Annotated in this window: 27 protein-coding genes and 1 riboswitch; of the genes, 6 read left to right on the forward strand and 21 right to left on the reverse strand. The window is 50.3% G+C overall.

What is annotated here, in order from left to right:
- Positions 1 to 4 precede the first annotated feature (4 nt).
- Positions 5 to 769 carry a metallophosphoesterase gene (locus Q0757_RS07895; protein ID WP_298786014.1) on the reverse strand — a complete coding sequence of 255 codons (765 nt, stop codon included), beginning with the start codon at positions 767 to 769 and terminating at the stop codon, positions 5 to 7.
- Between the two features lie 184 nt (positions 770 to 953).
- On the opposite strand from Q0757_RS07895, the gene Q0757_RS07900 reads away from it, so the two are divergent.
- Entirely contained in the window at positions 954 to 1106 is a 153-nt protein-coding gene (locus tag Q0757_RS07900) for a hypothetical protein (protein WP_298786016.1), read from the forward strand.
- Here Q0757_RS07900 and Q0757_RS07905 read toward each other — a convergent pair.
- The 3 genes from Q0757_RS07905 to Q0757_RS07915 are packed head-to-tail and all read right to left on the reverse strand — an operon-like array spanning position 1087 to position 3890.
- A complete protein-coding gene (locus tag Q0757_RS07905) occupies positions 1087 to 1377 on the reverse strand; it encodes a hypothetical protein (RefSeq protein WP_298786017.1) in 291 nt (96 codons plus the stop codon). The genes Q0757_RS07900 and Q0757_RS07905 overlap by 20 nt on opposite strands.
- 1 nt (position 1378) lies before the next feature.
- Positions 1379 to 2863: an ATP-dependent DNA helicase RecQ gene (locus Q0757_RS07910; protein WP_298786019.1), complete on the reverse strand. Its 1485-nt coding sequence runs from the start codon at positions 2861 to 2863 to the stop codon at positions 1379 to 1381.
- Positions 2835 to 3890, reverse strand: coding sequence for a helix-turn-helix domain-containing protein (locus Q0757_RS07915; protein ID WP_298786021.1), 1056 nt, complete (start codon positions 3888 to 3890; stop codon positions 2835 to 2837). Before Q0757_RS07915 ends, Q0757_RS07910 begins: the two co-directional genes overlap by 29 nt.
- Positions 3891 to 4062: 172 nt before the next feature.
- Between Q0757_RS07915 and Q0757_RS07920 the strand changes: the two genes are divergently transcribed.
- Positions 4063 to 4311: a ferredoxin gene (locus Q0757_RS07920; RefSeq protein WP_298786022.1), complete on the forward strand. Its 249-nt coding sequence runs from the start codon at positions 4063 to 4065 to the stop codon at positions 4309 to 4311.
- A 123-nt stretch (positions 4312 to 4434) separates the two neighbouring features.
- Positions 4435 to 4926, forward strand: a complete 492-nt coding sequence (locus Q0757_RS07925) for an inorganic diphosphatase (RefSeq protein WP_022792297.1) — start codon at positions 4435 to 4437, stop codon at positions 4924 to 4926.
- On the opposite strand, the gene Q0757_RS07930 is transcribed toward Q0757_RS07925, so the two are convergent.
- Positions 4927 to 5085, reverse strand: coding sequence for a hypothetical protein (locus tag Q0757_RS07930; RefSeq protein ID WP_298786025.1), 159 nt, complete (start codon positions 5083 to 5085; stop codon positions 4927 to 4929).
- 94 nt (positions 5086 to 5179) lie between these two features.
- Here Q0757_RS07930 and serA point away from each other — a divergent pair, with 94 nt between their 5' ends.
- Entirely contained in the window at positions 5180 to 6796 is a 1617-nt protein-coding gene (serA, locus tag Q0757_RS07935; protein ID WP_298786027.1) for a phosphoglycerate dehydrogenase, read from the forward strand.
- Between the two features lie 123 nt (positions 6797 to 6919).
- On the opposite strand, the gene Q0757_RS07940 is transcribed toward serA, so the two are convergent.
- The 9 genes from Q0757_RS07940 to Q0757_RS07980 form a co-directional block, all read right to left on the reverse strand.
- Complete coding sequence (locus Q0757_RS07940; RefSeq protein ID WP_298786029.1) at positions 6920 to 7354, reverse strand: hypothetical protein; 435 nt, start codon at positions 7352 to 7354, stop codon at positions 6920 to 6922.
- Positions 7351 to 7938, reverse strand: a complete 588-nt coding sequence (locus tag Q0757_RS07945; protein ID WP_298786031.1) for a cob(I)yrinic acid a,c-diamide adenosyltransferase — start codon at positions 7936 to 7938, stop codon at positions 7351 to 7353. The genes Q0757_RS07940 and Q0757_RS07945 overlap by 4 nt, the downstream gene beginning before the upstream one ends.
- Positions 7939 to 7953: 15 nt before the next feature.
- Positions 7954 to 9276 (reverse strand): ABC transporter ATP-binding protein, encoded by a 1323-nt coding sequence (locus Q0757_RS07950; protein WP_298786033.1) that lies wholly within the window; start codon positions 9274 to 9276, stop codon positions 7954 to 7956.
- A complete protein-coding gene (locus tag Q0757_RS07955; protein ID WP_298786035.1) occupies positions 9276 to 10352 on the reverse strand; it encodes an iron ABC transporter permease in 1077 nt (358 codons plus the stop codon). Before Q0757_RS07955 ends, Q0757_RS07950 begins: the two co-directional genes overlap by 1 nt.
- A complete protein-coding gene (locus Q0757_RS07960) occupies positions 10303 to 11247 on the reverse strand; it encodes an ABC transporter substrate-binding protein (protein ID WP_298786037.1) in 945 nt (314 codons plus the stop codon). The genes Q0757_RS07955 and Q0757_RS07960 overlap by 50 nt, the downstream gene beginning before the upstream one ends.
- Positions 11248 to 11266: 19 nt before the next feature.
- Complete coding sequence (locus Q0757_RS07965; RefSeq protein WP_298786039.1) at positions 11267 to 12001, reverse strand: bifunctional 2-polyprenyl-6-hydroxyphenol methylase/3-demethylubiquinol 3-O-methyltransferase UbiG; 735 nt, start codon at positions 11999 to 12001, stop codon at positions 11267 to 11269.
- Between the two features lie 21 nt (positions 12002 to 12022).
- The gene (locus tag Q0757_RS07970) at positions 12023 to 13768 is read right to left on the reverse strand and encodes an ATP-binding protein (RefSeq protein ID WP_298786041.1); all 1746 of its coding nucleotides are present in this window, start codon (positions 13766 to 13768) and stop codon (positions 12023 to 12025) included.
- Positions 13765 to 14484: a response regulator transcription factor gene (locus tag Q0757_RS07975; RefSeq protein ID WP_022792306.1), complete on the reverse strand. Its 720-nt coding sequence runs from the start codon at positions 14482 to 14484 to the stop codon at positions 13765 to 13767. Before Q0757_RS07975 ends, Q0757_RS07970 begins: the two co-directional genes overlap by 4 nt.
- Before the next feature lie 92 nt (positions 14485 to 14576).
- Positions 14577 to 15290, reverse strand: a complete 714-nt coding sequence (locus tag Q0757_RS07980; protein WP_298786043.1) for a pseudouridine synthase — start codon at positions 15288 to 15290, stop codon at positions 14577 to 14579.
- Between the two features lie 83 nt (positions 15291 to 15373).
- On the opposite strand from Q0757_RS07980, the gene Q0757_RS07985 reads away from it, so the two are divergent.
- Entirely contained in the window at positions 15374 to 15901 is a 528-nt protein-coding gene (locus tag Q0757_RS07985) for a hypothetical protein (RefSeq protein WP_298786045.1), read from the forward strand.
- Here the strand turns inward: Q0757_RS07985 and scpB are convergent.
- Positions 15886 to 16458, reverse strand: a complete 573-nt coding sequence (scpB, locus tag Q0757_RS07990; RefSeq protein ID WP_298786047.1) for an SMC-Scp complex subunit ScpB — start codon at positions 16456 to 16458, stop codon at positions 15886 to 15888. The two genes, Q0757_RS07985 and scpB, sit on opposite strands and share 16 nt — an antisense overlap.
- A complete protein-coding gene (locus tag Q0757_RS07995; protein ID WP_298786049.1) occupies positions 16455 to 17195 on the reverse strand; it encodes a segregation/condensation protein A in 741 nt (246 codons plus the stop codon). Before Q0757_RS07995 ends, scpB begins: the two co-directional genes overlap by 4 nt.
- Before the next feature lie 132 nt (positions 17196 to 17327).
- Between Q0757_RS07995 and Q0757_RS08000 the strand changes: the two genes are divergently transcribed.
- A complete protein-coding gene (locus tag Q0757_RS08000; protein WP_298786051.1) occupies positions 17328 to 17858 on the forward strand; it encodes a DUF309 domain-containing protein in 531 nt (176 codons plus the stop codon).
- Positions 17859 to 17914: 56 nt separating this feature from the next.
- On the opposite strand, the gene Q0757_RS08005 is transcribed toward Q0757_RS08000, so the two are convergent.
- The 5 genes from Q0757_RS08005 to ribD form a co-directional block, all read right to left on the reverse strand.
- Positions 17915 to 18292 (reverse strand): GNAT family N-acetyltransferase, encoded by a 378-nt coding sequence (locus tag Q0757_RS08005; RefSeq protein ID WP_298786053.1) that lies wholly within the window; start codon positions 18290 to 18292, stop codon positions 17915 to 17917.
- 209 nt (positions 18293 to 18501) lie between these two features.
- A complete protein-coding gene (gene ribE, locus Q0757_RS08010; protein WP_298786055.1) occupies positions 18502 to 18975 on the reverse strand; it encodes a 6,7-dimethyl-8-ribityllumazine synthase in 474 nt (157 codons plus the stop codon).
- Positions 18976 to 18987: 12 nt separating this feature from the next.
- Positions 18988 to 20196: a bifunctional 3,4-dihydroxy-2-butanone-4-phosphate synthase/GTP cyclohydrolase II gene (locus Q0757_RS08015; protein ID WP_298786057.1), complete on the reverse strand. Its 1209-nt coding sequence runs from the start codon at positions 20194 to 20196 to the stop codon at positions 18988 to 18990.
- 30 nt (positions 20197 to 20226) lie between these two features.
- Positions 20227 to 20826 carry a riboflavin synthase gene (locus Q0757_RS08020; protein ID WP_298786059.1) on the reverse strand — a complete coding sequence of 200 codons (600 nt, stop codon included), beginning with the start codon at positions 20824 to 20826 and terminating at the stop codon, positions 20227 to 20229.
- A gap of 4 nt (positions 20827 to 20830) precedes the next feature.
- The gene (ribD, locus tag Q0757_RS08025) at positions 20831 to 21913 is read right to left on the reverse strand and encodes a bifunctional diaminohydroxyphosphoribosylaminopyrimidine deaminase/5-amino-6-(5-phosphoribosylamino)uracil reductase RibD (protein ID WP_298786063.1); all 1083 of its coding nucleotides are present in this window, start codon (positions 21911 to 21913) and stop codon (positions 20831 to 20833) included.
- Between the two features lie 164 nt (positions 21914 to 22077).
- A riboswitch (FMN riboswitch) is annotated at positions 22078 to 22227 on the reverse strand.
- Between the last annotated feature and the right edge of the window lie 23 nt (positions 22228 to 22250).

The raw sequence follows: 22250 nt of genomic DNA on the forward strand, positions 1-22250 counted from the left end.
TCCTTTATTCGCTGCTGAAATGGCTGTTTGTCAGCACAAACAGGTGTGTTTCCGCCGGGGCGCCGTGGCGCATCGGTATGCTGGTCGTGCCGTAGCCGTTGCTGATAAACAAAGACTGGGAGGTTTCATTATACCAGCCTCCCTTTAATTTCGGCCCCCAGCCAAACAGCCGGATCTGGCCGCCATGGGTGTGGCCGGTAAGCATATAGGCCGCACGTCCGGAAAAAGGGCCGTACCGGTAATATGCTTCCGGGTTGTGGGCGATAAGCAGGTCTGCCTCCGGCAGACCTGCCGGGTTACGGTAGGATTCGTAAAAGCGTTCCTCTCCGAAGGCAGCAATGGTAAAAGCACTTTCGTTCAACGTATACGCTTTTTTTTCGAGAATTTCGATTCCTTCCTGATGCAGCAGCGGCCTCAGCCATCTGCGGCCCACCTGCAGGTCATGGTTCCCCCAGACAAACAGGACCGGTGCATAGCTGCGGAGCAGGCGTAGATTCTGTCTGATACGTTCAGCCGGCACCCCGAGCTCGGCCAGGTCGCCGCCGATAATAATCAGGTCAGGCTCCCGTTCGAGCTGCCGGAATAATGCAGGTGACACCCGCCGGCGGTGAATATCGGTAATGAAAAAGATGGAGCAGCCCTCCACCTCCGGCGGCAGATTCTTGTAATCAAGCTCATGAGTTCTCACTTTGTTCTGCCATGTTTCCTGCAGGACCCTGCCGGCATACAGCACAGAAAAAAGAAGAGGAGCCAGCAGCCATTTTTTCATGATGGAACCCCTCTTTTCCTTTATAAAATTTGAACGTTTCCGGACAATTTAAAAACGAGTATACGTATACCGTTTATCTCCGCTATACTTGTGTAAGGGAAAAATTGACCGGAAAGAAGGTATTTAAACGATGGATCTTATTGTCTTTTTAGCAGGAGCCGCTTTATTTGGAGGAGGCTTTTTTTTGCTTTTATATTTTTTATTCAGAAAAAAACCGCTCACCTGGCCGTTTGTATTAATGATCTTTGGCGTGATCGCCTGCTTTGTCGGTCTTCTTCTGTCTTCACCGCTGACTGAAACAACCGCCGCGTTCATTTCTACTGAAACATACTTATGATAAACGGGGACGCCAGGGCGGTAATGACAATAAATATAAATGCAGCCAACAGCGTATGGGGAAGAGTCAGCATGGGGCTCTCTTCTTCATCGGGTTCTTCATCTTTTCCAGAGTAACGTGAACGTCTTGAAGCCTCCTGATTTTCCTCTTCATTTAAAGTCTCCCCGCCCATACTGCCCCGGCGGCGGCCGAGGCGGCTTCGTTCTGCGTCCGGATGCTTTGCATTTTCCTCCGCACCGGCGTTTCGCCTTTCCATGCGTGTTTTATTCATGCTACGCTCTCTCCCTTCCGAAAAACAGCTCCTGCAGTCGTGCTTCCCACGGTGCTGTTTCTTGTTCTCTCTCTACTCCCTGAGGCTCACGAAAAGGAATCCTGCCCCCGCACCTATCGCAGCAGGGCTCGGGACGTTTCCTTAAAGCTTCCCCAAAAACCTGCAGTAATAAACGTCTCCGGCAGGCTTCGTTATTTTCCAACCATTGTATCATAGCCTTGAGCTTTTTCTGCTTTTCAAACCATCGCTGCTGCACCTGCTTTTCCAATTCTTCATGAAGCTCTCCCCGGCGCTTTCCTGGATATTTATCAAGATAGTACGCAAGAAACCGGGCAGCAGTTTCTGTCCATCCCATTCTATTTATCAGATCATCTGTTATTTCTCCACGGCTGCTTCCGGCTGCCGTTTCCAATGCAGGGCCGATTTCATTTACAGGGGGAAGCTCCGATTCCATCAGCATCTGCGGAATAATAATGTCTTCCTCCAGGTAGAGCACCGCTGCCCATGCCTGCCTTCCGTCCCTCCCTGCTCGCCCGATTTCCTGAATATACGATTCTGCGTCTTTTGGAAAATGATAGTGAAGAACAAATTCGACGTCGGCTTTATTCAGCCCCATCCCAAAGGAATTTGTGCACACAACGACATCCAGATCACCGTGTAAAAACTGCTGCTGAATCATTAATCTGGCCTCATTTTCGAGTCCGCCGTGATACGCCTCCACACGGTGGGATGTTTCTTCCTGGAGCAGTGCTTTAAGCTCTTCGCATCTTTTCCGGCTCGATACGTAAACCAGGCCGGGGCCCGGAGCCTTCTGGACGAGCCTGATCATTTCTTTTTTCTTTTCCCGTTCGTCCCTGCACTGCTGAACAAATAGAGCGATATTCGCACGATCCACCGAATGAATGTACTCTGCCGGCTCTTCCATCTGCAGCTGTTTTTTTATGTCCATCTGCACTTCCGGTGTCGCCGTTGCCGTAAAGGCTGCCATACATGGACGTCCCAATGCTTGCCGTACCGGCCCGATTTTCAAATAATCCGTACGGAACTCATGCCCCCACTGGGAAATACAGTGAGCCTCATCCACTACCATCATTGACACTTTTACCGTCTTCAGCCGCTCTACGATAAACGGCAGTGAAAGAGCTTCCGGGGAAATATACAAAAGCTTTAACGACGAAAGCCGGCCCAGCACCCGGGATTTTTCCTCCGGGGTCATAAAGCTGTTGTAGGCGGCAGCTGTTTTAATATGTTTCGCCCGCAGCTCCTGAAGCTGATTATCCATTAATGAGAGCAGCGGGGAAACGATAATCGTCAGACCGTTCTTCATTAAAGCGGGCAGCTGAAAGCAGATGGATTTGCCGCTTCCAGTTGGCAGAACAGCCAGGGTGTCTGTATCTGCAAGCAGCGCATCCACAATTGGCTCCTGGTATTCATGCAGAGAAGGAAAGCCAAAGTATTTATTCAGCGCTTCTGTTTTTCCGCTCACCTTTCTCCCCTCCTTTTGCCAGTGCAAGCCGGATCGCAAAATATGTGACATCAACATCCAGCTGTTCTTTCAGCGCTTTCAGCTTAAACGTATCAAGAGATACAGCTGTCCGGCGTATTGCTTCCTGCTTTTCTCGCGGCACCAGATGATCAATGGAAAATTCTTCGACCTCACCCGCAATTTCCACGAAATGGTCTTCAATAGTGCTCTCCTTCAGCCGCCGGGCACGGGCGATTCCATCGAGCGTCATTCCATGATTTATGAAATTAAGCGTCTTTTCAGCTGTAACGGTAAGCTTAGGATTCCCTTCGGTATCCAGGCATTCATGAAGCACCGTCCCCGGTTGGTTTTCCGCTTTTTTTATTAAAGAGTGCACAGCCCCCTGAAACAAGTACTCAATTTCAACCTTTTCCCTGCCCTGGAAGCGCGCTATCTGCTCTGTCGTTTTCCCGAGATTTTCCACTCCTGTCAGCCTGTACGCAAATATAAATGCCTGCACCTCTTTCAGTTCATGCAAACAATTTTTCACTTCTCCATATAACCTGTTCATAACAGTATATTTTTCCGGGCCCCAGGCCGCAAGCTTTCGTTTCACCCACTCCTGTGCTGCCACGTCCTGAATAATAGGAACAAACTGTTTTTCCTGCTGATACAGGTGGGAGAGCGTCTGAATCAACAGAGCAATCCTTCTCCAAAACTGCCGTCCCGTGTCACGGTACGTCCATCCATCAAAGCCCGCCTCCTCTACTATCTTCTCCCACGGCTCGATGGCAGCGGAAGCCTCAGCACCCGGTACTCCTCCGGTCTCCAGCCAGCCGCGTTGGTAAAAAGAGGCGGTAAGGCGTTCAAATTGCGGCTTATCAAGTGCAGGAACCGCCCCGAACAGATCCTTTGATTGAAACCATTTGGCATCCGTGATCGTCTGGGAGGAGCGTTTTCCGGACAAAAGATGATAGGCAGAAGCGTCTGTACGCTCTCCGCGGAGCCTTTTTAATGCTATCAGGATCATCGCCTCTTGAAACAGCAATACGCCTCTTCCTTTCTATTCGTTCATCAAAATGCCACACGTTAGGCTGTGCGGGGCATTTCATATCTGTTGAAAAGTTTATCATGAAGAAATACAATATGGAATAGACCTTACGACGCTCTTCGCTCAAGCGCATAAATTTATAGATATTTAATCATATGGAGGGACACAGATGGCGAAATACACCATTGTTGATAAAGATACATGTATCGCCTGCGGTGCCTGCGGAGCAGCAGCTCCCGATATTTTCGATTACGATGAGGAGGGCCTGGCCGAAAATATTGTCGATGACAACCAGGGTACAGAAAGCATCCCGGACGACCTTGAAGAGGATATGATCGACGCTTTTGAAGGCTGCCCGACCGATTCCATCAAAGTCGCGGAAAAACCGTTCGCCGGGGATCCGTTTAAATTCGAATAAGCACCGTTCCTCCCGGCGTCCGGGAGGTTTTTTTACGGATTCTTTCCCCTGCCTTTCTTCCATGTTTCATTCCTGCTATAATGCAGAAGATGTTTACTATACATACTGAAGGAGGAGATTGCCTTGGCAGAGAACAAAGAAGTGGAAGTACTTATTGAAATTCCGACAGGCAGCCAGAACAAATACGAATTTGACAAAGATAAAGGGGTCTTTAAACTCGACCGCGTACTATTCTCCCCGATGTTTTATCCAGCGGAATATGGCTACATCGATGACACGCTTGCGCTCGACGGCGATCCGCTTGACGTACTCGTACTTGTTACCAACCCAACCTTCCCAGGCTGCGTCATTGACGCACGGGTCATCGGCTATTTAAACATGATCGATGATGGGGACGAGGACCAGAAGCTGCTGGCTGTGCCAACGGAGGACCCGCGTTTTGAAGGAGTAACTACGCTTGATGACGTACCTCAGCACAAGCTTGATGAAATCTCCCACTTTTTCCAGACGTACAAAGAGCTTGAAAAGAAAACGACTAAAATCGGCGGCTGGGAAAACGAAGCAGAAGCAGCTAAGCTTGTGCAGGAATCCATCGACCGCTACAACAACCAGTAATTATAAAACGGGCCGGCAGCGGGTATTTTCTGCCGCCGGTTTTTTATACATGCGCGTAACCGAAGAGGCTGAATACCAGTCTCTTTTTCGTATTTCCGGCGGCGTCAGGTAAATTGACACCTGTACTGGAGTATGATAAAGTTCTTCCCAACTACGCATAGACATTTGTCCTCCAGAGAAATACATTTGGACATTTAAAGCACAAAACGTCAACAAACTTTTTGTGAATGAACGAACAAGGGAGTGGAGTAACATGCAGAAAACTATGAACGAAGAAGAAACAGTGACCAGCAATCAGACGTTTCGTGTGCTTGTATCCGATTCGATGAGCAGCGAGGGCCTCGCCCCGCTGCTTGAAAGTGATCAGGTACAGTGCGTTCAGCAGCACGTTGATGATGCAGAAGAGCTAGATTCGTTTGATGCCCTGCTCGTCCGGAGCGGCACCACTGTCACAGCAGAAGTAATGGATTCCATGCCAAACCTCCGCATCGTAGCCCGCGCCGGTGTCGGTGTGGATAACATTGACATCGATGCCGCTACCAAACGAGGGGTTGTGGTGATAAATGCCCCGGACGGCAACACAATCTCCACGGCCGAGCATACATTTGCCATGATGGCTTCGCTCGCCCGGAAAATTCCGCAGGCGAACGCTTCACTGAAATCCGGTGAATGGAACCGTAAAGGCTTCCAGGGAACGGAGCTTCGCGGAAAGACGCTTGGCATTGTAGGCTTCGGCCGTATTGGTTCGGAGCTGTCCAAGCGGGCCCAGAGCTTTGAAATGAGCGTCATCGTGTATGATCCGTTTTTGACAAAGGAACGGGCAAACGAAATGGGCGTAGACCTGCGGGACTTCGAAGAGCTGCTCGGGGAGGCGGACGTAATCACCGTTCATACACCGCTCACCAAGGATACAAAAGGCATGCTTGGCCACGAGAACCTTGGCAAAACAAAGCCTGGAGTTATGCTTTTAAACTGCGCCCGCGGCGGCATTATTGACGAAGAAGCACTCGCCCATTATCTCGAAACCGGCCATGTGGCTGGCGCGGCCCTTGATGTTTACGAAGAAGAACCGGCGAATGAAAACCCTCTCGTCGCGTTTGACCAGGTAGTCAGCACGCCGCACATAGCCGCTTCAACAAAAGAAGCCCAGTTAAATGTGGCTTCCCAGGTTTCAGACGAAGTGCTTCAGTTTCTGCAGGGGCTCCCTGCCTTAAACTCTATCAATCTCCCGACAATGTCAAAAGAAAAGTTTGAAGCGATACGCCCGTACTATGAATTTGCCCGCCGCATGGGTAACATCATGTCCCAGAGCGTAAAAACGCCTGTTCAGGAGCTGAACGTACGCTACAGCGGAAACGTCACCGACCTTGAAACGTCCATTCTGACCCGCTCTCTGCTCGCCGGCTTTCTCCAGAGCCGCATCGACGCGCCGGTCAACGATGTGAATGCTTCCACCATCGCCAAGGAGCGGGGCATTGACTACGGGGAGCAGTTCGGCTCCCAGTCGCTCGGCTATTCCAACCTGATTCAGGCGACCGTCGAAGGCGAAGGCCGTTCGTTTGCGCTGTACGGCACGTATGTGAAGGAATACGGCCCACGTATTGTCCGCATTAACGACTTTAATGTCGACTTCTATCCGACCGGCCATCTTATTTATATCCAGCATACGGACAAGCCGGGGGTTATCGGTAAAATGGGACAAATTCTAGGACGGCATCAGATCAATATCGCCACCATGCAGGTGGGACGCCGCGAAGAAGGCGGCGAGGCTATCATGATGCTCGCCGTTGACCGTGAAGCCAACCAGGATGTCGTAAAGGATTTAACGTCCATTGAAGAAATTTCTCTGGCCGACACGATTGAACTATAGCCATAATACAAAAAAGCGCGCCCACGGGCACGCTTTTTTTGTACAGTTTTCCTTCTATCTGTTTTTTTAAAATTCTTTTAGTGATATCAAAAACGACGGGCCCAGGCCCGTCGTTTTCACTTTTTATGCTTTTGGCCACAAATAGCCAAGCAGTTCATTAAGCTGTTTTTCCCGGTTTTCATGCAAAAAAGCACTACCACTGCGGGTAATAAATGCATGCTTCCCGTCTTTTTGAATCCACTGCTTCTGCATGGCCATCTGTTCTAAAAAGCAGTAGATAAAAATATGCTTCGTTTTAATATGCTTCCCGTGCTTTTCCAGCTTCAGCGACTTCTCCATGACCTTCCAGAAGCGCCGGTGGATATGCCCGTCCTCATCAAGCCGGATATGTCCATGCACCTTCAGACGGGTCAGAAAGAACAAGCATGCAGAAAGCAGCCAGTTGTCCCGTTCCACTGGCCCGCTCTGCTCATTCAGCCAGCGTAGCAGCCCGACGTCAATGAAAACATCTTCACCGCTCAGCTGTGTTTGAATAGTCTGCTCCGGAAGCTGCTTCATTTTTTGTTTTTCCTATCCTGTTCCGTAGTAAATACTTCTGCGCTTCGTTCATATTCAACGTCTGCTTTGCCCGACCGGCTGTTCGCAATTCTCGCGGCACTGAACAGGTAATCCGACAGGCGGTTTATATACATAAGCACCGGTGCGGGCACGTCTTCGGTTTCTCCTGCGCGAACAAGCTCCCGTTCTGCCCTCCGGCAAACGGTGCGGGCGAAATGAAGCTCTGCCGAAAGAGCCGTCCCTCCCGGAAGAATAAATTTTTTCAGCGCCGGGGCTTCCTCCGTATATTGATCAATCCGGCGCTCGAGCCATTCCACGGTGGAATTATCAACCTTACGCACCGCCTCAGCCCTTATGTCAGCCACATCACTGCCGCAGTCAAATAATTCATGCTGAATACGCTCAAGATCCTTTTGCAGATCTGGCCCGCTTTTTTCCTCCACCGCCATCAACTGCGCCTTGCCAATCAATGCGTTAACTTCTTCAAAGCTTCCAAACGCTTCAACTCTGGCATCGTCCTTTTTTCTTTTTCCGCCCACCACGGAGGTATCTCCACGGTCCCCCTGTTTGGTATACAGCTTCAAGTATAATCACCCTTTCTATCCGGAAGCCGAATTGTAGTCATCCAACACTGATTCTATCAATTCTCCGATGTGAAGGTAGTGCCAATGTAACTGTTCTTTCGAAAATACTTCATTCTTTTTTATCGGCGCGGTTACTATAACCTCTTTGAGCGCTCCATAGGAAAGCCCAGTATATCCGCGGTCATGCATCCATTCGAATGCTTTTCTTTGCATGTACAGCTGTAAGGCTGAAATCTCCCAGGCCGGCCAGCCTTCGGCCATGTGGAGCCACAGAAAGCATGATCGTCCGGAACCAAAAACAGCCTCCCGGCTGCCTGTGCTTTTTCTCCATACTCGCATGCCCTCTGAAAAATGGATGGTGTGGGCCAGCTGTCCATCAGCGGAAATATGTACAGCACCGTTGATTGTATCCACTGAAAACACCGTTCCATAAACCAGCTTTTTTAAGGAAGGGGCATACACATTTAAAGCTGTACGTGAGACTGCTTCCATTCGATGCGGTGCTTCCGACCATGAAAGCGGGACATCATCCGCACCGTTACCTTCCGGCTGTGGCGGGCGCCAGTGCACGGCTGGTGCTTTTATTTCATGCTGCAGGTTGACATGAATATCGGCCTGGTACACTTGGCCCAAACGTTTTTCGGTAAAAACAGCTGTCGGTTCATCAAACGCTTCCACTCTGCCCTCTGAGAGCATCAGCACCCGGTCACAGTATAGCGCAGCTGCCTGAATATCGTGCATTACAACTACCACAGCCCGTTTTTCTTCTAAAGTCCAGCTGCGAATATAATTCAACAGTTCAATACGATAGTGAATATCGAGATGGTTCGTCGGCTCGTCGAGCAGCAGACACTCGGGCTCCTGTGCAAGAAGTCTTGCAAGCAGCACCCGCTGTTTTTCACCGCCACTTAACGCGTGGAATGAATGGAATCTTTTAGCCCACACCTGCATCTGCTGCATAGCGTTTTGGATGACTTGTTCGTCTTCCTTATTATTTGCTGCCGGCCACAGGCCATGCTGGTAAGCATACCTTCCTATCTCTACGACCTGGCGGGCCGAATAGGCTGCTGTTAATTCGTCAAACTGCGGCAGATAGGCGACAGTCTTTGCTCTTTCCGAAGAAGTGAACGAGCTCAAAGGGATGTTTTTATACCGGACGCTCCCGGCGGCCGCTTCATGCAGACCAGCCATCACACGAAGCAGTGTAGACTTTCCGCTGCCGTTCGGCCCGACAATACCGATCATCTCTCCGGCCTCGACGTTAAAGGAGACCCGGTCAACGACCGTACTCCTTTTTCCGTAGCCGGCAGTTACGTTTTCGACTTGGACTACCCCCATTACTGCCACCGCCTTCTTCGCTGATAAAATAAAAGCAGGGCAAATACCGGCGCTCCGGCCAGAGCCGTAATCACCCCGACCGGAACCTCTGCCGGAGCAGCTGCCGTGCGTGCGATCAGATCCGCAAGCGTTAAAAACACTGCCCCACCGCCAAAAGACAACGGCAGCAGATGTTTATGATCCGGCCCCCACAGAAGCCGGATCATATGCGGAATCACGAGCCCTACAAAACCAATAGTGCCCGAAACAGCAACCGCTCCTCCTGTCAGTACTGATGCGCCGACTAGAAGCAGCAGCCTTGTCCTCGCTACATTTACCCCTACCGAGGAAGCACTGTCTTCGCCAAACGCAAATGCGTTGAGCGCGCGCGCCTGTGGAAGCAGAAGCAGCACTCCCACCAGCAGACACGGAACAATCAGCTGAAAATAATCCCATCCTCTGCGGCTTACACTGCCAAGCAGCCACTGAATAATCTGCCGGAGCTCTTCTCCGCTGAACGCAATCAACAGCGACATAAATGCGCTGAGAAATGCGGTAATGATAATACCTGCAAGAATCATTGTTTCAGTGCGCACTGCCCGTTCCACGGAATAAACAAAAAGAAGCAGCACAGCAAGCGTTAAAAAACCGCAGATAATGCTGACTACCGGCAGGGTAAACCCGCCAAGCAGAGGAATCTGCCATCCAAAATACAATACCGCCACCGCCCCAAGCGAGGATCCCGAGGAGACGCCAAGCGTATAAGGATCGGCAAGCGGGTTTCGCAGCAGTCCCTGAAAGACAGCTCCTGCCAGTCCCAGTGCCCCTCCCACTGCGGACGCCAGGAGTACACGCGGCAGCCTCACCTCCTGAATAATCGCTGCAGCACCGGCCTCTGTTTCAAGTGAGATAGGAAGAAAGGGGAAAAACTGGTTTAATACCGCTCTAATGCTTACAGATAAAGGTACTGCCACACTACCGGCGGAAACGGCGAGAAGCAGCACCCCGGTAAACGCTGCAAGCATAAGAAGGTAGGCACCTGTGTAATTATTTTTCAGCCATCGCATCCGGATGAATTCTTTCTGCCATTTCTTCAAGCCCTTCAGTAAGACGCGGACCCGGACGGCTCACTTTATCGCTGCTCAATGCGTACACTTCTTCATTTTCCACCGCAGGCAAAGCTTCCCAGCCTTCTCTTGAGGCAATCATTTCAAGCGGCTCCTCTTCTGTCGGGTACGTTGTTAAAATGACATCCGGGGCAGCATCAATAATTTCTTCTTCGCTCACCATCGACCATCCTTCCAATTCGCCGGCAGCGTTGTCTGCATGAACAGCCGTGAGCATTTCATCAATAAACGTACCGCTTCCCGCGGTATACAGATCAGGGGAGGCCCCTACCTCCACATACACCTGCGGGCTGGCATCAGCTTCTTCGGTCGCTTCCTTTACGTCTGATACATCTTCTTTCATGTCATCGATAACTTCAGCGGCTTCCTCTTCCTCTCCGATAGTGCTGCCGATCAATTCGATGCTGTCATATACAGCTTCAAACGACTGTGCGTCCGGCACGGTAACTACTGGAATCCCCGCTTCCTCCACCTGGGAAAGAGAGTCCTCAATGCCGGAGGAGGCGTGGGCAAGCACCACATCCGGCTCCATGGCAATAATTTCTTCAATATTTGGTTCAAGGCCTGAACCGACGCTTTCGATGTCTGTAACTTCCTCCGGGTATGTATCCGCATCGGTTCTTGCTTCGATCCGGTCGAGCGCTCCCAGCTCATAAACTATTTCTGTATTGCTCGGTATCAGACTGACAATATCTTCAGGCGCCTCGTCGAGTGTGACTGTCTCCCCGGAAGCATCCGTGACTTCAATGGCTTCCGTGTTTTCATTACTGCCGTCGTTCCCGTTTTGACTGCCGCTTTCTCCATTAGTACTGCAGGCAGCAAGCGCACCTGCTGCCGGGATTATCATCAGTGCTTTAAATTTCATCCATGTTCTTCCTTCCTGCTTATTGTTCTGCAAGCTGGGCGATAAATATCTGCCTCGGGGAAGTTTCGAGTTGAAAAGGAGAAGCATCGTAATCGCCGTAAAAAGCATGAACCTGCAGACCGTGCGCTTCCATCATGCTGCGCAGCTGGCTTTCCTGATACATTTTCACTTTTTCCATGTACCTTCTGGTGGAATCCCCTTCTACTATACTAATGCGTTTTACGACAAATTCATCCTGAATGCTCCGCTCCTGATAAATTTTCAGTCCATCCTTCACCGTTTCATCCCGGGGGACAATATGCTGTTTAATATACTCCGGGTTCAAATAATCAAAAACAAACCATCCGCCCGGCTTTAACGCAGAGGCCGCCTGCTGGAATATTAACTCATTTTCTTCATCGTCCGGAAAATAGCCAAAGCTTGTAAACAAATTAAAGGCCAGATCGTATTCCTTCCGGATCTGTACGTTTCGAATATCGCCGCGCTGGTACTGCACCGCCAGGTCGTTCGTCAGTTCAATTGCTTTTTTCAGCAGTGCCGGCGAGAGATCGATGCCGGTAACGTCCACACCTTTTCTCGCCAGCCAGCGGGCATGACGTCCGTTTCCGCAGCAAAGATCAATAGCCTTGGCGCCGGGCGTCAACGGAATTTTTTCCAAAATCGTATTCAATTCACTGGCCGCTTTCGTTTCATCGCGGTGATCGTACACTCGTAAATAGTCTTCCTGAAAGTGCTCTTCGTACCAAGCTTTCATCCTGAACCGCTCCTCTGGGCTTTACTTATTCGGCAGGTCAATATAAAACGTCGTTCCTTCTCCTGGTTCACTTTCCGCTGCAATAGCACCGTGATGGGCGTCAACAATATTTTTAACAATGGCAAGGCCGAGTCCGGTACCTCCCTTGCCCCGCGTCCTCGCTTTGTCTGCTTTATAAAAGCGTTCAAATACATACGGCAGGTCTTCTTTCGAGATTCCGCTCCCTGTGTCGCTTACTTCCATATGCAGCGATTCCCCGTTCACAGCCCTGATGGTAATGGAGCCTCCCGCTTCGGTGTGTCGGATCGCGTTATGGACCAGGTTTGTCAGAATCTGCTCTACCCGGTCAACATCGATATAGGCATATTGTTCCGGAGCATCCAGATCCAGATCAAGCTGCACTTCCGATTCATCAGCAAGCCCCTGGAATTTCCGTTCCACCCGCTGAAAGAAGGATGTCACTTCCTCCTCTTCTTTTTCGAGCTTCAGGTAGCCGGCCTCCATCCGGGCAAGGTCCAGCAGTTCATTCACCAGGCGTCCCATCCGCAAGGATTCATCGTAAATGATGCGGCCGATTTCTTTCTTTTCTTCCTCCGTTGCTGCAATATCATCTACGATGGCTTCACTGTACCCCTGCAGCATGCTGATTGGTGTCCGCAGTTCATGAGAGACGTTGGCAATGAAGTCCTTACGCAGCTTATCGTGCCGGCGTTCTTCTGTCATATCCCTGACCACGGCTACCGCACCACGCACATCTTCGTTGCCGTAAAGCGGGGTAACAAGCACCGCAAAGCTCCGGTCCTGCACCTCAAATTCATCAAGCTGCTCCATTTCTGTCTCCACTGCTTTTTCAAACAGACTGATAACCTCCGCCGGGAGCGAGCTTGCTTCCTGTTTATCCTCGAGCCGGTTTAAACGGATAAAGTAGTCTGCCGGGGGATTGGTCAGAACCATCGTCCCCCCCCGGTCAAAGGTGATGACCCCATCAGCCATGCTGTGCAGGATGCGGCTCAGCTGCTCTTTTTCCTGATTTAATGCTGTCAGGTTATGTGAAAGCTCCCGTCGCATCCGGTTAAACGCATTGCCGAGCTGGCCGATTTCATCGTTGCTTACTACAGGCACCTTGGAGTCGAAATCCCCTTTCAGCACATTGAGGGCAAGCTCGCGCATTTTCCGTAGAGGTGCTGTAATACGGGTACTCAGAAAAAAAGCAAAAACGGTGGTTAAAATAATCGCAATACCGGCCGAAAGCAGAATAATCTGCTTTGTTTCCCCAGTGGTCTCTTCAATGACCGAGAGTGACTGGTACACATATACTTCCCCCTCGCGGCCGTCGTTAGTTGTAAACGGCTCGCCGACAGCAAAAATCTCGTCCTCTCCGCCATCCATGGAAAAGGTATCATGAACCGTCACCTGCTCCCGTTCTCCGGCCACCCGCCCGAGCTCATTACTATTCTGAATATCAGAGGCGGCCAGGCCGTCCCCTCCCCCTGATCCATACCAGAGGTCTCCATCGATAAATACCATCACTTCCGAATTGTACGTGCCGGCAATCTGATCAATGACCGGCTGCGAACTTTCCGGGGAGTTTTCTTCCTGAAGCGCTGTGGCGATGATTTCAGCATTGTTGGTCAGCTGGTTCTCTGCTTCGGAAATATTAAACTGCTCGAAAAACTGAAGCAGCAGAATAGTAAGAATTAACAGGACCACCGTTAACAGTCCAAGTATAGTCAGCCAGAGCTTTCCGACGACACTGCGCCAGATCATTGCTTTTGCTCCACCTCGAATTTATAGCCGACGCCCCATACTGTGGAAATCATGTCTGCCGCGTCTTCAGAAACCTTATTCAGTTTTTCACGCAGTCGCTTGACGTGCGTATCCACCGTCCGGAGATCCCCGAAGAAATCATATTTCCAGACGTCTTTTAAAAGCTGCTCCCGGGAAAATACTTTATCCGGCGACTGGGCCAGATACAGCAGCAGCTCGTACTCCTTCGGTGTCAGGCCGATGATTTTATTGTCCACCGTCACCCGGTGGGCATCGTTATCAATCGTTAAATGGGGGAAAACCAGCACTTCATTGGCAGATGCTTCCGGCTTCATATATTTGGTGGACGATGAACGCCGAAGCAGTGCTTTCACACGCAGCGTTACCTCGCGCGGACTGAACGGCTTGACGATATAGTCATCCGCCCCTACTTCAAACCCCTGTACTCTGTTGGATTCCTCTCCTTTAGCTGTCAGCATAATGACCGGCGTCGCTTTCGTTTCACGCAGCTGTTCACATACTTCTTCGCCGTCCATGCCGGGAAGCATTAAATCAAGCAGGATAACGTCGTAATCCTTTTCCAGGGCCATCGCAAGCGCGTCCTCTCCGTTTTCCGCCTCTTCAATCAAAAAATCTTCGCGCTCCAGATACATCCGGATAAGCCGGCGGATCCGGGCCTCATCGTCTACGACTAATATGGTTGTCTGCTGGTCCATGAAATCCTCTCCTGTCTAAAAAGCTTATGCATTCATTTTACCCGCCCCCAGACTGAGATTCAAAGCGGCAGATCTGAAACATTAATGAACTTTTAGGCCAGATCCTTAAGCTGTTTAACTTCCTTTGGCTTCAGCGGCCGGGTTTCCCCTGGATTCATTCCGAGCAGATCAAGCATGGCGTACTGCTCGCGCTTCAGCTTTTCCACCGGGTGGCCGATCTTTTCGAACATGCGGCGGATCTGGTGATTTCTTCCTTCATGGATCACAATTTCAATAATCGAGCTGTTGCCTTTTTTATTGGCGGATTTAACATTCACCTTCGCAGGGGCCGTTTTTACCCCGTCAAGCTCAATGCCGTGACGGAGAAGCTGCAGCTTTTCTGCTGACGGTTTCCCCGTCACCTTTGCGATATACGTTTTTTTTACGTTGCTTTTTGGGTGCATCATTTTATTGGCGAACTCGCCGTCATTGGTTAAAAGCAGCAGTCCGGAGGTATCGTAATCCAGCCGGCCGACAGGAAAAATACGCGACTTTACTTCGGGAAAGAAATCGGTGACCACTTTGCGGTTTTTATCATCTGCTACCGCAGAAATAACCTGCTTTGGCTTGTACAGCAAATAATAGACCGGCTCTTCCTTCGTGAGCGGAATGCCGTCCACTTCCACCTGATCATGGAGCCCGACCTTACTGCCGAGCTCTTTGACTGTTTTGCCGTTCACCTTTACCCGGCCGTCCGTAATATAATCTTCTGCTTTTCTTCTTGAAGTGATGCCGGCCTGGGCAATCACTTTTTGCAATCTTTCCATAAATAGGCCTCCTCATACAGTTTTTTCTGCTTATTTTATTTTCGTCCTGCTTCCGCTACAATACGGAGAAAGGAGCGTGCCACATGACAATTCATTTTCTAATTCTTTATGCAGCTCTGCCGCTGCTAGCCGGGATAACCGTCTGGACCGCTGTCCGCACACATCTTACAAACAGGCAGCTGCAGCACCTGGTCCAGCGTGCAGACCAGCTCGAAGTCGAAGCAGAAACCACCCGGACACAGGCTTATACCGCTTCCATCGAGCAGGACATCTACATCCGGTTCATGACGGTAAAGGATGCTTTGTTCCGGCAGTTCAATGCGCCTCACCCCCGGGCAGTACGGGAGTCTGAACACGCTCTGCATTTTTCGGAAGATCAGCTGCTCACTGTCTTTTCCTCCGGCGAAGCAGATGAGCTGCAACAGTTTTTCCAGCGCTACCGACTATACCTTGATTCATACTGGAAAACCGGTACGGGCGGCTGGAAAACCGTATTTGTGTCGAACGCACAAAACGGCGCTGACAGTTGGGAAACTGTCCACGCCGCCACTAAGTCACTGTACCAGGAAGCAGAGCGCTTATCAGCGCTTTTCATTTATTCTTCATCCTGATCCAGTTCCCGGAAAAACAGATCCGCCTGTTCCGGCTGTTCTTCATCCTCAAGCGGCGGCAATTCTTCCAGGGTTTCAAGTCCAAAATACTCTAAAAATCGGGTGGACGTTACAAAAGACATCGGTCTCCCTGGCTTCTGGGTACGTTCAAATTCTTTGACGAGCCCTTTGGACAGCAGAGTCTGAAGCGCCCGGTCCGATTTCACTCCGCGCACCTGGTCGATGTCTGCCCTCAGCACCGGCTGATTGTAGGCAATAATGGCAAGCGTCTCCAGTGCTGCCTGGCTGAGCGTCTGCCGGTTCTGCTGCTCACTGAAGTGTTCAATCGCTTCCGCCGCCTCGGGCACTGTCGCGAAGAAAAATGTATTTTCCGCCTGGGTAATCTGCAGGCCGCCTTCCCGCTTTGCCCAGGCATCCTTTAAGGAGATTAAGTGTCTGCGGGCAGAGTCCGTTTCTATACCGAGTGCTCTGGCAGCCTGTTCTGCCTCCAGGCCTTCATCTCCACTAATATACAGCAACGACTCCAGCGCCCCCTCAATCGTTTTTTCCCGTTTCATACCTTCACCTTTTCTGCCAGTTGAATCGTTATATCATCAAAATTATGTGCCTGCTCACAGCGGATCTGCTTTTGTTTCATCAGTTCAAGCAGAGCAAGAAATGTTACCACCATCTGCGGTTTGGTTCTCGTCTCTTCAAATAACTGGTAAAACGAACAGGCATCGAGCTGTTCGAGTTCCACCATTACCTCTGTCATCCGGTCTTCCACCGAATATTCATCCGTCCGGACAGTGGCCTCGGGAGGATGGGCATTTTTTGCCCGTTCTTTCATTTTCTGGAACGCTGCCACCATGTCATATACCGTCAGCCCTTCCGGAAGGCCTTCTTCCTTTTCTTCTCCGGTGCTCCATTCACTGAGCGGTTTTTTGTACACCTGCTGCTGCTCCTGTTCTTTTTGCTGCAGTTTTCCGGCTGCTTCCTTATAGCGCTTGTATTCTTCAAGCTGCTCAATCAGCTGTTCTTTAGGATCTTCTTCCTCGATCCATGCATCCTCGTCCACTTGCACAGGCAGTAAGGTCTGGCTTTTGATCTGCAAAAGCGTGGCTGCCATCACAAGATATTCTCCCGCCACATCAAGCTCAAGCTCCTGCATGGTCCTTACGTATTGCAGATACTGATCCGTAATTGCAGCCAGCGGAATATCCTGGATATCCATCTCCGCCTGCTGGACAAAATGAAGCAGCACATCAAGCGGACCTTCAAATTGATCAATTTTTACTTTATACTGCTCGGACATAATTCCCATCCTTCATCACTTGTTGAGTGCTTTTGCAAGTATATCATATCCGCTGTAAGCAGGGCATGCGTTTCCCTGGCTGTTTTTGATACAATCAATCCTATCAATAATTTTGAAAGGAGAAACCGCCGTATGTATCCAGACGCCTACATTCTATTTCTTGTCGAGTTTCACAGCACCCGTGACTACTTTGAATGCCACGAAATACTCGAAGACCATTGGAAGGAAGCTCCTTCCGGAGAACGTGATCCTGTATGGCCCGGCCTGATTCAGATCGCTGTCGGTCTGTACCATGAGCGGAGGGGTAACCTTACCGGGGCTTCAAAATGTTTGAAAAACGCCGGGTTGATTCTTGGGCCGCTTCCCCGCCGTCTGCAGGCCCTGGGGCTCGACGCCGACAGGCTGCTGCAGGCTATCCAGGAGCAGCTCGATCACCTTGAAGAGCCGTTTCGTGACATGAACCTGCCGATTACCGATCCCGAACTCGAAGCCCAGTGTATTCGTCTTTGTGAACAAAAAAAGACGCGCTGGCTCCAGGACTCCCCGCTTGAGGATACGGACCTTGTCCACAAACACGCGCTCCGTGACCGCACCGATATCGTTCATGAACGCGATAAGCAGCTCCGCATCCGGGATAAACAGCGACGAAGCCGCGGTATGTAATCCGGAGGTTCTTCGTATTCCCATTAAAAAACCCGCCGTTCACCGGCGGGAAAGTATTAGTTCACTTCATTTTCCAGAATATCTTTTTGATGTTCATCGCACACCTGCAGAAACTGAACCGTTTCCTTGCTGGCGACCAGGTCGTGATCGAGACGGCCCCTGACCGCCTGCACCATTTTTTTGCCTATACCTTCATCCCGGTAGGAGGGGTTTACGCATACATGGTGAAGCTCTGCATCTCCATTTTCAGTGTAACGCAGACCGACGACTCCGACAATATCATCGTCTTCCTTCCACATAAACAGCTGCCAGTCATCTGTTTCTTCATACTGCTGGACCGTTTCCTGGAGCTTTTTTACATCTTTTTCTTCCGGCATGTACGAAAGAAGCCCCATCGCTATTTTTTTATAGGATTGTTTATACTTAATCAACATAACCAATTATCCCTCATTGTGATCAGAATTTCAGACAAATTTGTCTTCATTTCCATAATTTACGCAAAGCAGTATCCAAATTCACCATTGACCATACACGCTTTTGGACAGAAATGCAAGAGGAATATAGGTAATTATAACCGAAAGCCGCTCATGCACGCGTAACCCCTCAAAATAAAATCACACGGCTTAAAACCGTGTGATTTATTTTACTCCATGCGGATTTTTTTTGCAAGACTAGCCATCTCCACGGCCCCCATAGCAGCCTCGGATCCTTTATTACCGGCTTTTGTCCCGGCTCGTTCGATTGCCTGTTCAATTGTCTCCACAGTAATGATACCGTTAATAACCGGCAGTTCTTCCTGCAGCGATACATTTGCGACTCCCTTGGCGGATTCGTTGGCCACATAGTCAAAATGGGGAGTGGCGCCGCGAATGATGGTCCCGATTGCCACAATTGCATCGTATTTTTTCGTTTTGGCTGCCTGCTGGGCAGCAAAGGGAATTTCGAATGCCCCGGGCACCCAGATAACGTCTATATCTTCTTCTCTCACTCCGCTGCGGATCAGCGTGCTTTCCGCTCCCTCGAGCAGTTGTTTGTTAATGAATTCATTGAACCGTGCTGCGACGATCGCTATTTTTTGTCCACTGCCGTTTACGTTGCCTTCAATAGTAGTTGTCATTTTATTTTCCTCCTAAAAATGAAGCATATGTCCTAATTTTTGATACTTCGTACGCATATATTTCTCGTTTTCCTCCTGCAGCGGCAGCTGTATTGCAATGCGCTCCGTCACTTCAAGGCCGTAGCCGGAGATGCCTGTTATTTTCCTGGGATTGTTAGTGAGCAGCTTCATTTTCCCTACGCCAATGTCGCGAAGCACCTGGGCGCCAATCCCGTATTCACGCAGATCATCCGGAAAGCCAAGCTTTTTGTTTGCTTCCACTGTATCGTATCCCGCTTCCTGCAGTTCATACGCTTTTAATTTATTGATCAGGCCAATGCCGCGTCCTTCCTGACGCATATACAGCAGCACGCCCTTGCCTTCTTTTTCGATCTGCATCAGTGCCGCCTGCAGCTGCGGCCCGCAGTCACACCGTTTGGAGCCGAAAACGTCCCCTGTCAGGCATTCTGAATGGACCCGGACCAGCGTTTCCTCCTCCGGATCGATTTCCCCTTTCACAAGCGCCATCATTTCTTTCCCATCAATAGATGATGTGAAGCCGAGCGCACGAAAATCACCAAATTCGGTTGGAAGGCTCGTATCCGCTTCCCGTTTTACCAGTTTTTCGCGGTGGCGACGGTAGCTGATTAAGTCTTTGATCGTTACCATTTTCAATCCGAACCGGTCAGCGATTTCGCGCAGCTCCGGCACCCTGGCCATTTCCCCGTCTTCTCTTGTGATTTCACAAATCGTCCCGGACGACGTTTTTCCGGACAGGCGCGCAAGGTCAATCGCGGCTTCCGTGTGACCGGCCCGCTGCAGTACTCCGCCTTCTTTTGCAATAAGTGGAAACACATGGCCAGGACGCTGAAAGTCTCCCGGTTCGGCGGTCTGATTGGCAAGGTGCTGAATTGTCAGCGCCCGCTCGGAGGCACTGATACCGGTTTTGGACGACACATGGTCGACGCTCACCGTAAAAGCAGTGCCATGCGGATCAGTATTCTGATCAGCCATCGGCTGAAGCTGCAGGCGCTCGGCCTGCTCTTCTGTGATCGGCGTGCAGACGAGACCGCGGCCGTACGTAATCATAAAGTTAATTGTCTGGGCATCAATGTTTTCCGACAGAGCGACAAAATCTCCTTCGTTCTCCCGGTCTTCGTCATCACAAACGATCACAACCTGCCCGTTTCTCAGTTCATCTAACGCTTCTTCAATGGGGTCAAACCAGCGTCGTTCCTCCATGGTATCGTTCCTACTTTCTTTGCAAAGGTTTTATTTATCTACAGTTAACAGACGTTCTGTATATTTGGCAAGCATGTCACATTCAATATTGACCAGATCGCCGGCCTGTTTGTCTGCGAGGTTGGTTACCTGCCACGTATGCGGAATAATCGACAGGGTAAAGGTTTCTTTTTCGTCATCCACTCCAAAAATCGTCAGGCTGATGCCATCAACTGTGACGGAGCCTTTATTGGTCATGTAGCGGAGCTGCTCCTTCGGCGTCTGCACATGCACGTAAATCATGTTTTCTTCCTCTTCAATAGAAGCAATGGTTCCTGTGGCATCCACATGTCCCTGCACAAAGTGCCCGCCAAAGCGTCCGCCAGCCTGCATCGCAAGCTCCAGGTTAACGTGTGTGCCTTCTTCCATATATTTCAGACTCGTATGCTTGAGCGTTTCAGCCATCACGTCTACGTAGACGCACCGGCCGTTTTTAGCCGTCGCCGTCAGGCAGATGCCATTTACCGAAATGCTGTCACCAATTTGAATACTGTTCATATCCAGATCACTTTCAAGCTCCAGCTGAATTAAATTTTCCTGGTGTGTCATTTTTGACACTGTTCCTGTCGCTTCTACAATTCCCGTAAACATGCTTTCACTCCCCGGCCTGCAGTGTATATTTTCGGTCCTGACCGAATGTCTCTTCCTTTATCAGTGAAAATGCCCGGGCCTCCTGAAGTGTCGAAATACCGCTTCCCTGGTAGACTCCGGGTGCATTTTCCCCGCCAATCACCATCGGCGCTACATACATTAAATATTCCTGAATCATTGCAGCTTCCAGAAAGGACCCGAGAACGCCGGCCCCTCCTTCCACAAATAATGAGACAATTTTCTTTTCTCCGAGCACATCAAGTACCGCGGAGATATTTTTCACGCCGGAAGCGACTGGTATCACTTCAGCCCCCGCTTCTTCGAGACGGCGCTGCTTTTCAGTGTCGGCCGGCTCATTCGTCAAGATGTAGACTGGAACTGCTGCATCCTTCAGCATTCGGCTGTTCTCCGGCATGCGGAGCGTACTGTCGAGTACTACCCGCGCCGGCGTCACTCCCGTTTCCGGAACCCGGGCTGTGAGGGACGGATCGTCACTCAGTACAGTCCCGATACCGACTAAAATGCCGTCACACCGGCGCCTCTCCCGATGCACATCCTCCCGGGCTTTTTTTCCGGTAATCCACTGGCTTTCCCCACTGGCTGTCGCAGTCTTTCCGTCAAGGGAAGAAGCAGTTTTAGCAGTCACATAAGGTTGTCCATTCTTAATAAAATGAAAAAATTTCCTGTTTAAATAAGCTGCTTCTTCCTGCCCCACTCCAGTCACAACTTCCAGACCCGCTTCCTCCATCATTTGTATGCCCTTGCCGGCTACAAGCGGATTCGGGTCTGAAGCTGCCACCACCACTTTTACAATGCCTGCTTCAATAATCTGTTTGGCACACGGCGGGGTACGCCCGTAATGGCTGCAGGGCTCAAGAGTGACATAAATCGAAGCTCCTTCAGCTTCGTTTCCTGCCATTGCAAGCGCATGGACTTCTGCGTGTGCTTCACCGGAGCGAAGGTGAGCTCCCATTCCAACGATTCTGCCATCTTTAACGACGACGGCACCGACCATTGGATTCGGGTAAGTCTGCCCTTCAGTTGAGCGCGCAAGTTCAAGTGCTGTATGCATCCATGTATGATCCATATGGCCGGACCTCCTTGTATTTTTGCTTTTTTTAATTACAGAAACAAAAAAGCCCCCGAATGAACATCCGGGGGCTTTTATACATACGTATCCAAAATAATATTCCACTTCCATTCTGCGGAACATACACCTGCAGACAGAAAAACAGAATTTTTTCGAATACGGTTTTCCTTCTCCCATCCAGACTGTTACTGTCGGCTTCAGAATTGCACTGAATCCACCGTCCGCGCCTTTGGCGCTTACCGGGTCACGGACTGAAAAGCATTCACTTTATCACCGTCGGTTGGGACTTTCACCCGACCCCGAAGGATGTTGATCGCAATCAACGTACCGTATG

It is taken from the genome of uncultured Marinococcus sp. (assembly GCF_947493875.1).
In the GTDB taxonomy this organism is placed as follows: domain Bacteria; phylum Bacillota; class Bacilli; order Bacillales; family Marinococcaceae; genus Marinococcus.

Excerpts from the sequence above, each read along its gene's own strand:
- Q0757_RS07895 (WP_298786014.1), bottom strand. The coding sequence starts at position 769 with ATGAAAAAATGGCTGCTGGCTCCTCTTCTTTTTTCTGTGCTGTATGCC.
- Q0757_RS07905 (WP_298786017.1), bottom strand. The coding sequence starts at position 1,377 with ATGAATAAAACACGCATGGAAAGGCGAAACGCCGGTGCGGAGGAAAAT.
- Q0757_RS07920 (WP_298786022.1), top strand. The coding sequence starts at position 4,063 with ATGGCGAAATACACCATTGTTGATAAAGATACATGTATCGCCTGCGGT.
- Q0757_RS07930 (WP_298786025.1), bottom strand. The coding sequence starts at position 5,085 with ATGCGTAGTTGGGAAGAACTTTATCATACTCCAGTACAGGTGTCAATT.
- serA (WP_298786027.1), top strand. The coding sequence starts at position 5,180 with ATGCAGAAAACTATGAACGAAGAAGAAACAGTGACCAGCAATCAGACG.
- Q0757_RS07940 (WP_298786029.1), bottom strand. The coding sequence starts at position 7,354 with ATGAAGCAGCTTCCGGAGCAGACTATTCAAACACAGCTGAGCGGTGAA.
- Q0757_RS07950 (WP_298786033.1), bottom strand. The coding sequence starts at position 9,276 with ATGGGGGTAGTCCAAGTCGAAAACGTAACTGCCGGCTACGGAAAAAGG.
- Q0757_RS07960 (WP_298786037.1), bottom strand. The coding sequence starts at position 11,247 with ATGAAATTTAAAGCACTGATGATAATCCCGGCAGCAGGTGCGCTTGCT.
- Q0757_RS07965 (WP_298786039.1), bottom strand. The coding sequence starts at position 12,001 with ATGAAAGCTTGGTACGAAGAGCACTTTCAGGAAGACTATTTACGAGTG.
- Q0757_RS07970 (WP_298786041.1), bottom strand. The coding sequence starts at position 13,768 with ATGATCTGGCGCAGTGTCGTCGGAAAGCTCTGGCTGACTATACTTGGA.
- Q0757_RS07975 (WP_022792306.1), bottom strand. The coding sequence starts at position 14,484 with ATGGACCAGCAGACAACCATATTAGTCGTAGACGATGAGGCCCGGATC.
- Q0757_RS07980 (WP_298786043.1), bottom strand. The coding sequence starts at position 15,290 with ATGGAAAGATTGCAAAAAGTGATTGCCCAGGCCGGCATCACTTCAAGA.
- Q0757_RS07985 (WP_298786045.1), top strand. The coding sequence starts at position 15,374 with ATGACAATTCATTTTCTAATTCTTTATGCAGCTCTGCCGCTGCTAGCC.
- scpB (WP_298786047.1), bottom strand. The coding sequence starts at position 16,458 with ATGAAACGGGAAAAAACGATTGAGGGGGCGCTGGAGTCGTTGCTGTAT.
- Q0757_RS07995 (WP_298786049.1), bottom strand. The coding sequence starts at position 17,195 with ATGTCCGAGCAGTATAAAGTAAAAATTGATCAATTTGAAGGTCCGCTT.
- Q0757_RS08000 (WP_298786051.1), top strand. The coding sequence starts at position 17,328 with ATGTATCCAGACGCCTACATTCTATTTCTTGTCGAGTTTCACAGCACC.
- Q0757_RS08005 (WP_298786053.1), bottom strand. The coding sequence starts at position 18,292 with ATGTTGATTAAGTATAAACAATCCTATAAAAAAATAGCGATGGGGCTT.
- ribE (WP_298786055.1), bottom strand. The coding sequence starts at position 18,975 with ATGACAACTACTATTGAAGGCAACGTAAACGGCAGTGGACAAAAAATA.
- Q0757_RS08015 (WP_298786057.1), bottom strand. The coding sequence starts at position 20,196 with ATGGAGGAACGACGCTGGTTTGACCCCATTGAAGAAGCGTTAGATGAA.
- Q0757_RS08020 (WP_298786059.1), bottom strand. The coding sequence starts at position 20,826 with ATGTTTACGGGAATTGTAGAAGCGACAGGAACAGTGTCAAAAATGACA.
- ribD (WP_298786063.1), bottom strand. The coding sequence starts at position 21,913 with ATGGATCATACATGGATGCATACAGCACTTGAACTTGCGCGCTCAACT.